This is a genomic window from Lysobacter sp. CA196 (genome assembly GCF_052078695.1).
GTDB lineage: Bacteria > Pseudomonadota > Gammaproteobacteria > Xanthomonadales > Xanthomonadaceae > Lysobacter.
Genome location: NZ_JBQJIN010000013.1, coordinates 1 through 12,013, shown reverse-complemented (window position 1 = coordinate 12,013; position 12,013 = coordinate 1). Strand labels below are relative to the sequence as shown.

The window sequence follows — 12,013 nt, the reverse complement described above, 5'->3', positions numbered from 1 at the left end:
TCAGTCGCAGCCGTCGCGGCGGCCGTCGAACAGCACTTTTTCCGGAATTTTTGCGGTGTGCGGATGCAGACCGCCGATGCTCAGCTTGAGATGCTCGGGCGAGACCTCCACGCGCAAGGACGTCTGGTCGTGGTGGTAGACGATGACGCTGGTCTGCGCGGGGGCGCCGGTGGGGGGAGGGGACAAACCCGGTGTGCGCCAGTAGTCCATCTGCGTCTTCGGCAGATGCACCAGGCCGGACCGCGCCGGGCGGAGGGTCTTGAGCGGCGCCGGTTTGGGGCCGGGCGTCGCCGCATCGCCGCTCGGCGTGTTGGGGCCGAGCACAGCCGAGAGGCCGCTGCGTGCGAATTGCAGGCGCAGACGGCGGTCGGGGTCGTCGCCGTCGGCGCGTTGCAGTGCGCCGACCAGCCAGTCCTTGCGCTCGGGTTCGGGCAACAGCCGCAGGAACAAGGTAGCCGGTCCGTCGGGTTCGACGCGCTGGATCCAGCAGCCGCGGACCTTGTCGATGTCGTCGGGATAGTCGGTTTGCGCAGGCGATGCCTGAGCGCTGGCGGCGAGCAATCCGAGTGCGGCCAGGGCGATCGAGCGGCGCGAAGCGGTCGCGAGCGGATGCGAACGTAGCGTATGACGCGACATGGAGGTTTCCTGCGCGATGGACGCGCTCACCATAAGCGCCGCGGACGCTTTTCCAAAGCCTCCGCGGCCGATGAGCGGGGTGGGGTTCAGCGTCGCGTCGCGGTCCGCTTCATTGCACCACCGCGACCTCGATCTCGCGTTCGTCGCTGCGGCCATGGTCGTCGACCACCGACAAGCGGAAGTGCCCGGTGCGGTCCGGCGTCCAGGCCAGGGCGGTGCCGGGTTCGGCGCTGCCGAGGAAGGTGTTGCCGACGAACCAGTACAGGCGCGAGACGTCGGCGTCGACGGTCGCGGCGAGGTTCAGGGCGACTTGCTCGGGATGCGACAGGCGCATGGTGTAGCGGGTGGCGCGATACGGCGAGGTGATGCTCGGCGCCGAGCCCAGCCAATCCTGCGAGCCGGCGCAGTCGTGTCCCGGCGGCGGTCGCCGGCGCGGAATGCCGGCCTGGACGAACACCCGCGCGAGGTCGGAAGGCCAGAACTCGAACACTTCGCTGCGCATGGTGCGCGGATCGAACGGCCCGCAGGCCGGCCGGCCGCTGGCGATATCGATGGCGATGGCGCGGTGCACGGTGCTGATCCGGATCGGCGACTTGCCGGGGATGAACCAGGTCATGCCGCGCTGCGGGCACCAGGCGTTGGGCAGGTCGCCGCTGGCGCGGCAGATCTCGACGCGCTTGAGGTTCAAGGGCCATTGCCGCACCGGCTCGGCGAGATCGACCCGCGCCGCCTGCAGGCCGTCGACGATGTCGAAGAACAAGGGCGCCGCGGCTTCGACGCCGACCAAGGCGGGATTGCTGGAACCGTCGAAATTGCCGAGCCAGACCACCAATACGTAAGGGCCGACGAGGCCGGCGCTCCAGGCGTCGCGGAACGCCCATGAAGTGCCGGTCTTCCAGGCCACCGGCAGGGGCCGCGAGGCCGACTGCGAGCCGGCGTCCGGGCGTGGGTTGTGCAACAGCATGTCGCGGGTGACGAAGGCGGCCTCGGCGCTGAGCAGGCGCGCGCCTTCTTCCTGCGGGTCGTGTTCGCGCCAGCGCAGCGCGCGCAGACGGCCGTCGTTGCCGAGCATGGCGTACATGCGTGCGAGCTCTTCCATCGTCACTTCGCCACCGCCCAGGACGAGGGCCAGGCCGTAGTGATTCTGGCTGGCCAGCTCGCGCACGCCGGCGCGGCGCAGGAAGTCGTAGAAACTCGGTTGCTTCAATTGAGCGGCGACGCCGACCGCGGGGATGTTGCGGCTGCGCACCAGGGCTTCGGTCGCGGTCACCGGGCCCATGAAGCGGCCGTCGAAATTTTCCGGCGTGTACGGCCCGAATGCGCTCGGCACGTCGCGCAGCACGCTGGCCGGATGCAGCACGCCCTGGTCGAGCGCGAGTGCGTAGATGAAGGGCTTGAGGGTCGAGCCCGGCGAGCGCTTGGCATCGGCGCCGTTGACCTGGCCCTGGATGCCGGCGTCGAAGTAATCCGCCGAACCGACCAGGGCGCGCACGCCCATGTCGCGGGTGTCGATCAGGATCGCGCTGGCGTTGCGCAGGCCGCGGCTGCGTTCGCGTTGCAGGTGGTTGCGCACGCGTTCTTCGAGCAGGCGTTGCAGGCGGGTGTCGAGGGTGGTCTTGAGCTCGGGCCCGTCGTGCGGGTGCCAGGCGCGTTCGGCGAGCACTCGGTCGACCAGGTGCGGTGCGCGGAACGGCAGCTCGCGCGCGCTGTGCAGGCGCAGCGGCAATGTCAGCAGCGCGTCCTCGGCGGCGTCTTCGGGGTGGCGCTCGCGCCAGCGCGCATACAAACGCGCGCGCGCCGCTTCCAGGCCGCTGCCGATGTAGAAGGCGTCGTCGTCGCGCGCGGTCAGGCGGCCGCGCCGCGACGGCGCCTGCGGCAGCACCGCCAGGGCAAGCGCTTCGGGCAGGGTCAGGCGGTCGGACGGTTTGCGGTAGTAGATCAGGCTGGCCGAGCCGACGCCTTCGATGTTGCCGCCATACGGGGCCAAGTTGAGATAGGCCTCGAGGATCTCGTCTTTCGAGTAGCACAGCTCCAGTTGCAGCGCGCGCGCGATCTGCACCAGCTTGCCGCGCACGTCGCGGGTCTGCAGGCGCCAGCGCAGGCGCGCGAGCTGCATGGTCAGCGTGGAGCCGCCGATGCGCGCCTCGCCGCTGGCATAGGTCGACCAGGCGCCGCGCACCAGGCTGATCGGGTTGACGCCCCGATGCCAACGGAACCAGGCGTCTTCCTGCAGCATCACCGCTTCGACCAGCGACGGCGAGACCTGCGACAACGGCACCCACAACCGATAACGCTGGTCGCTGGCGAGCGTCAGCCGCAACAGCCGGCCTTCGCGGTCGCGGACCACGGTCGACAGCGGCACCGCTTCGGCCAGGGATGGTCGCGGCGAATAACGCACCGCGACCAGCACCGTAACGACGGCAATGAGGCTCAGCAGCAGAATCCACCACTGCCGTCGCATGCTTCCTGTCTCGCCTCGCAGTCGCATGTATCCCGTCTCGCCCCATTGGCGCATCTTCCCTGCCTCGCCCGACGAAACCCTCATGGCTTCGGCGCGTCGACCTGCAGCTGACCGGCGGGGCCGCCTTGCGCGTACACCGAGCGTTCGTACATCGACTCGGCGTACACCGGCGGCACCACGAACTTGCCGGTGTTGTTGGCGCGCACCGCGTAGCGGAACTCGGCGACTTCCGAGCCGACGCTGCCGTACAGCACGATGCGGTCTTCGCGTTGCTCGACGTGCTCGGGGGTGAAGCTGGAGTTGGGCAAGGCCAGGGTCTGCTGCGGCGCCGCGTTTTGCTCGCCGCCGTCGCGCGAGGGCTGGCCGTCTTCGTCGCCGCTGTCCTCGCATCCTTCTTCGCAGCCTTCGCTTTCGTCGTCGTTGGACGCCGCTTCGGCCCCGACCGACGCGGCGGCGTACTGCATCACCGGCTCGAAACCGCCCGGCAGCAGATCGACGATGGCGATGTTGCCGCGGCCCGGCGCACCGAGCGCACGCACCCGCAGGCGCACGATGATTTCCTGCCCCTGCGTGAGCGCGGTCACCGGTTTGCCGGCGGCATCGAGGTAGTCGCGCACCACTTCCAGGCCGCGGTCCTGCACCGCCTTCGGCGCGGCGCGGTCGTAGCCGCTCTGGTTGACCAGGTACCAGGCCGGGGTCGGGCCGGCCGGCGCCACCCACAGGCGCAGGTCGCCGCCGGCGAAGGCGCCGCGGGCGATCAAACCCTGGGCGCTGCCGATGCGGCGCGACTTGCCGTCCTTGCCGGCCGCTTCCAGCATCGGCGCGGCTTGCGCCGGTTGCGCGCTGGCGTAAGCGTCCATCGCCAGCACGGTCAGGGCCGAGGACAAGGTGTTGTAGCTGTTGTTGCGCAGCGGATCGAGCAGGCGTTCCAGCGCTACCGGCTTGAGTTGGTCCTTGGCCAGGGTGGCGAAATGGCGGTTGAGCAGGTAGACCGTCCAGGCCTGTTCGATGCCGCCGTCGTAGTAGTACGAATACGCGGTCGGCTTGGCGCTCGCGGTGCGGTTGGCGCGGGTGAAGGCCTTGACCGCGAGCGGCCGCGCCGCCTTGTCCTGTTGCAGCAACTGATAGCTCGCCGCGATCAACAGGCCGGCGCTGTCGTTCTCCCAGGTCTTGGGTTGGTCGCGCTTGATCTGCTCGTGTACCGAGCTGAGCAGGTTGCTGGCGGTGCGGCCCTGGCGGACCAGCAGATACACCGCGAAGGCGCGGCTGCGCAGGGTCGCCAGGTCGTTGCCGGAGCGATCGGCGGCCAGCGATTCGAGATAGCCGTTGAGCGACTTCAGCAGATCGTCCGGAATCGGCTGGCCGCGCTCGCGCGCTTCGATCAGATACAGGGCGGCGTAGGCAGTGACGAAGGCGTCGGCCTGCGGCGTCGCCGTCCACAGGCCCAGGCCGCCTTCGCTGTTCTGGCGCGAACGCAGCACGTCGACGATGTTCTGCTTCGGCTGGCCCGCGCCCGGGCCGACCACCCGGCCGAGCTCGGGGTGCGATTGCAGCACCAGTGCCGGGAACGCGCCGCTCAACAGTTGCTCGGTGCATTGGTGCGGGTAGTCGCCGAGGTAGGCGCTCAGCCCGTCGAGCGCGACCAAGGGCGAAACCGAGGCCGACAGTTGGCGGGTCGCGCGTTGGTCGTACATCGTGCGCAAGGGCTGGATGACGGTGCGCTGGGTGGCGCGTCCGGCGATCAGGTCCTGGCGCGCGACCACGGCCGGGCGCAGCGACAACTCGATCCGCCGTTGCGCCTTGAACGCGCCCGAACTGGCCTGGATCGCGACCGGCACCGCACCGAGTGCCTGGCCGGCACGCACCCGGAAGCGCACCGTGGTTTCGCCGCGCGGGGCGATCGACACCGGCGCCGGCGCCGCGCCGACCAGGGTCAGCGACGGCGGCAGTTGCAGCGCGACCGCGACCTTGGCCGCGGCCTTGGCGCCTTCGATGGTATTGGCGACACCGACCGGCAAGTCGAATTCGTCGCCCGGGGCGACATGGGTCGGCACGGTCGGCGTCAACACGAAATCGCCGCGCACCAGCGCCTCGGTCTGGAACACGCCGACCCGTTCCGGGGTCACCGCGACCGCGACCACCCGCACCTGGCCGTTGAAATGATCGGGCAGGGTGAATTTGAACTGGTGCTGGCCGTCGACGTCGACGATGCCCGACCACCACACCGCCGGTTTCTCCGATTTGCGCTTGAACGGATTGAGGTGCTTGGCCATGCCGCCTTCGCCGTCGCCGCCCGGCGCGGCCTGGCCGGCGATGCGGCTGAACTCGGGCAGCAACAGGTCGAGGATCTGGGCGGTGTCGACCTGGAGCATCTTCTTGCGGAAGAAATGATCGAGCGGGTCGCCGACGCGGTAGCGCGCGACCTGCAGGATGCCTTCGTCGACCGCGAACAGCACCACCCGCGCCTTGCCCTGGGTGACCACGTCGGCGGTCATCGGCGTGCCCGGCTTGGTCACCCGCGGCAGGCTGACCTTGATCGGCTGGGTGCGCGCGCTGCGGTCGACCGCGAACGGCGCGACGCCGTAGGACAGCGGGCTCATGTAGATCTCGTCGGAGTTCGGGTCGCGCAGGAACTGCACGTTGACGTAGCCGTTGCCCTCGAAGTCGGCGGGCACGACGATCTTCTGCACGCTGGCGTTGCTGTCGGCGCGGAACCAGGCATGGGCGTAGACGCGGTCGCGCTCCAGCGTGATCAGGCCGCTGCCGGCGTAGGGCGCGCGCACGCTGATCTCGATGGTTTCGCCGGGCTTGTAGCTGGGCTTGGACAGATTGAGGCTCAGCTCGGCATTGCGTTCGAGCGAACGCGACAGGTTGGCGGCGCCGGCGATCTGGTAGCCGATCTGGTTGAGCACCTTGCCGTCGGCGGCGCGCACTTCGAGCACGAAGTCGCCGGGCTGGTCGGTGGTCAATGCCACGTTCTCGCGGCCGCCGGCCAGGGCCAAGGCCTGGTCGCGGCGGTCGAAGCGGCGTTCGTGCGAGACGTAGCGGTACAGGCCCGAATCCTGCTTGGTCAGCACCGACACGTAGCGTTTTTCGACCACCACCGCGCGCAGGCCGGCGACCGTCTTCGGCTTGCCGTCCTGGCCGATGGCCAGCAACTGCAAGGCACGCTTGGCGCCGCGCTGGATGTAGTTCAGGTCGTCCTGCGACTTGATCCCGAGCAGATGATCGTTGCTCGACACCAGGGCGCTGGTCTGGGCGGCGACGTTGCGGCCGCTGCCGGGCTCGAAGGCACGGGCGAGGAAACTCAGCTGATAAGTCGCGCGCTCGTACTTGGTCAGGTCGAGCTTGAACTCGGCCCGGCCTTCGGCGTTGGTGGTCTGGTCGCTGAGCGATTCGTCGTAGCCTTCCTTGGCGCGTTGCGGGTCGAAGAACTGGTAGCCCGGATAGGCCGGGAAGCTCGGGAAGGCCGGGCGCAGCACCATCGTGCCTTCGACGCGGCGCTGCTGAGCGGGCGTGCCGAACAGGTTCTCGGCGTCGACCTGGGCGGCGAGCTGTTCGGGCTTGATCCAGCCGTTGGGGTTCTCCGCCGACAGCTTCGCTTTGACCCGCATGGTGTCGGGGGCGAACTCGCGCACCTGCACCGAGGTCGAGCCGATCGTGGTGCGCTTGTCGTCGCGGCCGAGCAGGAACAACTGCACCTGCCAGGTGCCGCTCGGCGCGCTGTCGCTGGGGGCGAAGCTGGCGCTCTCGAAGCCGCTGGCGCTGAGCTTGAATCGCTCGCGCTTGGCCACGGTGCCGCGCGGATCGGTGAACTCCCATTCCAGCGGCAGGCCGGTCAGCGCGCGCTTCCAGTCGGCGGCGCGCACGATCATGCCGATGTTGACGGTGTCGCCGGGACGGTACAGGCCGCGGTCGGAGAACAGGAAGGCGTTGAGCGCGCCGGCCTCCAGGTCGTTGGGCTCGCCGCCGATGTCGAAACGCGAATAATCCAGAGTGCGGTCGTGGTCGCCGATCGGCAGGAAGGAGTAATCCTCGCCCTGGCTCACGGTCAGCATCGCCGGCTGCTTCTCGCGCTTGAAGCCTTTCAGCGAAGGCAGTTGCGCACGGCCGCTGGCGTCGGTCTCGGCCTCGACCAGGGTTTCGCCGTTGCGGGCGACTGCGCGCACGCGCGCGCCGGCGACCGGGGCGCCGTTGGACAGCGATTGCACGAACACGTCGCGGCGGCCGTCGAGCGCTTGCTTGACCGCCATGCCGAGGTCGGTCAACACCACCAGACGGCTGTCTTCTTCGCTGCCGGCGTCGTCGGCCAGGGTTTCCTCGGCGCTGCGCTTCTGGTCGTCTTCATCGAGGGTGCGCAGGCTCAACAGGAACACGCCGCGGCGCCCGGGCTTGAGGTACTGGCCGAGGTCGACGCCTTCGTAGTGAGCCTTGGCCGGATTTTCGGCCGGCAGGGTCAGGCGTTTTTCCTCGCGCTCGACCAGGCTGTCGGCGGACAGGTTGTAGAAGCTGGGCTTGGCGTAGCTGCCGTCGTTGTTGAAGACCAGGTGCTGGATTTGCTCGGGCAGGACCCGGGCGATTTCCAGGCGCGCGCTGGCGACGTTGCGCGAGACCAGGCTGATCCGGCGTTCGCCGCGCAGCGACAACAGCGCGCCCTCACCGACGAAGCGCAACAGCTTCGGGTAGTCGGGCACGGTCGCGACCGTGGTGTGGTGGGCGCCGAGCATGAAACCGCCGAAGGCCTTGAGGCCTTTGTTGACGCGCAGGTAGATGCGCCGGCCGGGCGGGGCCTGGAACTTGAAGCTGTGGGTCTCGACGTATTCGCGCTCGGTCGGCACCGCGCTCAAGGGCAGCGGCGTGGCGTGCTTGAGCACCCCCTCGTCGACGTCGTCGCGGCTCCAATCGTAGGCGCCGCTCTGCTGCCCGGCGGGACGACGTGGGTGCTTGACCGGCAGCAGCCAGGCGCGCACGGCGCCGGCGACCTCGCTGTCGCGCATGGCGTTGTTGAAGCTCAGCACCAGCACTTGTTCGGGTTCGAAGCGCTCGTTGTCGACCAGGGCGGCGGCGACGTCGGTGATGTTGACGCTGTAGAGCGAGGGCAGGGCGACGGTGGCGCTGAGCGCTTCGGCGCTGCCGCTGCCGCCGAGGGTGCTGACGATGCCGGCGGCGAGTTCCAGTTTGAGGTTGCCGCCGTTCTCCGGCAGGGTCAGCGGCTGCGAGTGGATCCAGGCCTTGAGCCGGCCCTTCTCGTCGTAGTTGACCGTGTATTTGGGCGCGGCCAGCGCGGTGCCGGCGCCGTCGGCGAGCTTCAGCGCGATGCGGCGTTCGAGCTGGGCGGCGTCGACCGGGTGCGAAAACTTGAGTTCGTACACGCCTTTCTTCAGCGCGGGGTCCTGCGGGTCTTGATAGAACTCGCTGCTGGCGATCTGCGCGGTGAACGGCGCGGTCTCGAACTCGAACTGATAGTCCTGCAACAACACCTTGGGTGCCAGGCTGAGCTTGGGATCGAGCTCGACCGTGTAATGGGTCTTGACCGGCCAGTCGGCCGAGGGCTTGAACACCAGGGTCTTGTCGTCCTCCCAGCGCCACGCGCCCTTGAGCTCGGGCGTCATGCTCACGCCGGCCGGCGCCAGGCCGACCTGCTTGATCGGCGCGGCGGTGTCGGAGAAGGTCAGGCGCAGGCTGTCGACCTCGGCCGGCGCGCGCGTGTAGTCGGTCAGCGCCGGGGTGTGGACTTCGACGTCCAGCGCGCCGGGAACGATGGGCTTGGGCCGGGTGGCGAGCCAATAGCCGAGCGTGCCGACCAGGATCAAACCGAGCAGGCTGCGCAGGTACAGCCTGGGGCGTTGCCGTACCCGGGCGAGCACAGCGGCGAACCAGACGGGTGGGACCCAGTCGACCTGGCCGAACAGGGAGCGCGTGGCCCGCGCCCAGGGCGTAGGGCGGCCGGCGTCGCCGGCCTCCGCGGTGGGAGCCGGTTGCGACGGCGAGTCGGTGTTTTGCATTGCGGGTGTTCCAATCCGTGGTGCTGTGGCTAGTGCCGGGCCAGTGCGATCCGTTGCCTGGCCGGTCCCCGTGTTCGTCCCTTTCCCGACCTTGCCGGGCGCTTGCGCGCGGCACTGCGTGATCGATCGATGGGCTAGACCGGAATGTTAGAAAAACGTTCCTGCCGTTCGTCGGAATCCTAAGGATTTTTTAACGCCGTGGATACGCTGCTTGCGACGGCGGCCAAGGACCGAGCCGGGCAGGCGGTACGCCCGGCACTTGGTCGCCCCGTCCGCGAGCGCTTAAGCTCGGGGCCGTTTTGCAGCGCAGGAGTTCGGATGGACATCGTGGCGATCGTGATGGTGGCGTTGGGGCTGTACCTGGCCTTCAAGCTGGTCGGCTTTCTGCTGAAGTCGGCGATGTGGCTGCTGGTGCTGGCCGGGCTCTATTACCTGATCGCACCGCTCGCCGGTTGGCCGATGCCCTGGTAAGCGCGGCTGCACCGTCGTCTTCGTCCCCGTCGCAAGGAACCGACCCGCCATGAACGACCGCACCGACGCCGTACCCGCCGAGTGGCAGCAAGACACCCAGGATATCGGCCGCCTGATCCGCGCCGTCTACGCCTGCATTTCCGGCCCGGCCGGCGCGCCGCGCGACTGGGCGCGCTTCCGTTACCTGCAGCACCCGCGCGCGCTGAGCCTGCGCACCGTGGTCGAGGCCGATGGCTCGACCCGCGCGGCGGTGTTCGACGTCGACAGCTACATCGCCGACGTCGCGCTTTTCTTCGCCGGCAACGACTTCCACGAAGTCGAGACCGAGCAACGCGTCGAACGCTTCGGCCAGGTCGCTCACGTCTGGAGCAAATACGAAGCGCGGCCGACGCCGGACTCGCCGACGGTGCTCAAGCGCGGCGCCAACAGCATCCAGCTCTGCCACGAACAGGGGCGCTGGTGGGTGTTCTGCACGGTCTGGGACAACGAGCGCGAGGGGCTGCGCTTCGATTTGTTCTGAGGTCCTCTTGGCCCCTCACCCGTGCACGGGTGAGGGCAGGTTGCATGCGAGCCGCCGGCTCGCGCAGCCCCGAGCGCCCTGCGTTCGGGCCGGGCCGGGGGTAAGGGTTGCGATGCTGTCCAGCCCCGACATCGCCCCCTGATCCGCAACACAGCGTCGCGTCCAAGCGCGCTCGAACCCCGCTGAATTCCCCTCGTCGCGCCCCCAAGTCGAAAGACTCTATGTTGCGAGCGCGACCGCATGCTGCCGTTTTCCGTACTCGACCTGGCGCCCGTCACCGAAGGCAGCGACACCCGCCAGGCCTTCGCCAACAGCCTCGAGCTGGCCCGACATGCCGAGCGCCTGGGCTATAACCGCTACTGGCTCGCCGAACACCACAACATGCCCGGCATCGCCAGCGCCGCGACCGCGGTGCTGATCGGCCACATCGCCGGCGGCACCTCGACCATCCGGGTAGGCGCCGGCGGCATCATGCTGCCGAACCACGCGCCGCTGCAGGTCGCCGAGCAATTCGGCACCCTGGCTTCGCTGTACCCGGACCGCATCGACCTTGGGCTGGGACGCGCGCCCGGTACCGACCAGGCGACCGCACGCGCCCTGCGTCGCTACTACGACGGCGCCGACAGCTTCCCGCAGGACGTCAGCGAGCTGCTGCATTACTTCGAACCGGTGCAGCCCGGACAAGCAGTGCGCGCCGTGCCCGGCGCCGGCCTCGGGGTGCCGGTGTGGCTGTTGGGATCGAGTCTGTTCAGTGCGCGTCTGTCCGCCGCCCAGGGCCTGCCGTTCGCATTCGCCTCGCATTTCGCGCCCGACGCGATGGACGAAGCCCTGAGCCTGTATCGACGCGACTTCCAGCCGTCGTCGCGGCTGCTGCGCCCACACGCGATGCTGGCCTTGAACGTGGTCGCTGCCGACGACAGCGCCGCAGCGAAGCGCTTGTTCACCACCCAGCAACAAGCCTTCGTCAACCTGCGCCGTGGCCGCCCGGGTCTGATCCCGCCGCCGATCGACGACATCGAATCGTTCTGGACCCCGATCGAGAAAGCCGGCGTCGCCCAGGCCCTGGCCTGCGCCGTGGTCGGCGACGCGGCTGAAGTGCACGCCGGCATCGCAGCCTTCATCGAGCGCCATCGCCCGGATGAGTTGATGCTGACCGCGAACATCTACGACCATGCAGCGCGACTGCGTTCGTTCGAGATTGCCGCCGAAGTTTGTCGGGCGGTTTAGCTGGATGTAGGAGTGACGTGAGTCGCGACCGAGGGATGCGCAGACGCCGCACCGTCGTCGAGACTGATCGAAGCGGTCAACGGTTGCGGGGTAGGAGCGGCGCAAGCCGCGACCGCGTTCCCTCAGCCTCGCGGCGTTACCGGCTGACCCCTTTTGTAGGAGCGGCATCCTACGGGATTTCCTTCGGTCATAAGCTGCGACCGCGTTGCTCGTCGTTGCGGCGCTGCTTGCCACGGAGCGATAAGGCAACGTCAATATCTAGAGCTTCCGTCCGCTGACGCGGCCGGGTTACTTTCTTTTGCGGGCCCAAAAGTCCCACAGGGAGTTCCTTCGGTCAAAGCTAACCAAAGGGAGGCCTTCCTTGACGAAGCCCCCTTGCGAGGTCGCGGCTGTCGCCGGGATTTTTCGATAGGACATCCTTGTCCTATCGGGGCATTCCATTTAGGAGCTGGGCGCACGTCCTGTGCGCCGCCCTCCGGGTCTACGATCGCATCGCGAGTTCGGAACTGAGCCAAGCTCTCACGGCAACGGCAACGGCAACGGCAACGGCAACGGCAACGGCAACGGCAACGGCAACGGCAACGGCAACGGTCGACGGCTTCGCGGCTGCTCTTGGGTAGGAGCGGCGCAAGCCGCGACCGCGCAACCCCGATCGCCCGCGTCGGCGGCCGCAGATTCGCGGTCGCGGCTTGC

General features: G+C 68.6%; 6 protein-coding genes. 3 read left to right on the top strand and 3 right to left on the bottom strand.

Annotated elements, in window-relative coordinates:
* The 3 genes from ACTOWK_RS13095 to ACTOWK_RS13085 all read right to left on the bottom strand — a co-directional run bounded on the left by ACTOWK_RS13095 (position 1) and on the right by ACTOWK_RS13085 (position 9,102).
* On the bottom strand, positions 1-636 hold the full coding sequence (locus ACTOWK_RS13095) for a hypothetical protein (protein ID WP_441330599.1): 636 nt from the start codon (positions 634-636) through the stop codon (positions 1-3).
* Positions 637-745: 109 nt separating this feature from the next.
* Positions 746-3,097: a penicillin-binding protein 1C gene (pbpC, locus tag ACTOWK_RS13090; protein WP_441330598.1), complete on the bottom strand. Its 2,352-nt coding sequence runs from the start codon at positions 3,095-3,097 to the stop codon at positions 746-748.
* 80 nt (positions 3,098-3,177) lie between these two features.
* On the bottom strand, positions 3,178-9,102 hold the full coding sequence (locus ACTOWK_RS13085; protein WP_441330597.1) for an MG2 domain-containing protein: 5,925 nt from the start codon (positions 9,100-9,102) through the stop codon (positions 3,178-3,180).
* A 318-nt stretch (positions 9,103-9,420) separates the two neighbouring features.
* On the opposite strand from ACTOWK_RS13085, the gene ACTOWK_RS13080 reads away from it, so the two are divergent.
* From ACTOWK_RS13080 to ACTOWK_RS13070, 3 genes are all read left to right on the top strand, one after another.
* The gene (locus ACTOWK_RS13080; protein ID WP_441330596.1) at positions 9,421-9,573 is read left to right on the top strand and encodes a hypothetical protein; all 153 of its coding nucleotides are present in this window, start codon (positions 9,421-9,423) and stop codon (positions 9,571-9,573) included.
* A 49-nt stretch (positions 9,574-9,622) separates the two neighbouring features.
* Entirely contained in the window at positions 9,623-10,093 is a 471-nt protein-coding gene (locus ACTOWK_RS13075; RefSeq protein ID WP_441330595.1) for a hypothetical protein, read from the top strand.
* 240 nt (positions 10,094-10,333) lie between these two features.
* Positions 10,334-11,320 carry an LLM class flavin-dependent oxidoreductase gene (locus ACTOWK_RS13070; protein ID WP_441330594.1) on the top strand — a complete coding sequence of 329 codons (987 nt, stop codon included), beginning with the start codon at positions 10,334-10,336 and terminating at the stop codon, positions 11,318-11,320.
* Positions 11,321-12,013: the final 693 nt, after the last annotated feature.

Excerpts from the sequence above, each read along its gene's own strand:
- ACTOWK_RS13095 (WP_441330599.1), bottom strand. The coding sequence starts at position 636 with ATGTCGCGTCATACGCTACGTTCGCATCCGCTCGCGACCGCTTCGCGC.
- pbpC (WP_441330598.1), bottom strand. The coding sequence starts at position 3,097 with ATGCGACGGCAGTGGTGGATTCTGCTGCTGAGCCTCATTGCCGTCGTT.
- ACTOWK_RS13085 (WP_441330597.1), bottom strand. The coding sequence starts at position 9,102 with ATGCAAAACACCGACTCGCCGTCGCAACCGGCTCCCACCGCGGAGGCC.
- ACTOWK_RS13080 (WP_441330596.1), top strand. The coding sequence starts at position 9,421 with ATGGACATCGTGGCGATCGTGATGGTGGCGTTGGGGCTGTACCTGGCC.
- ACTOWK_RS13075 (WP_441330595.1), top strand. The coding sequence starts at position 9,623 with ATGAACGACCGCACCGACGCCGTACCCGCCGAGTGGCAGCAAGACACC.
- ACTOWK_RS13070 (WP_441330594.1), top strand. The coding sequence starts at position 10,334 with ATGCTGCCGTTTTCCGTACTCGACCTGGCGCCCGTCACCGAAGGCAGC.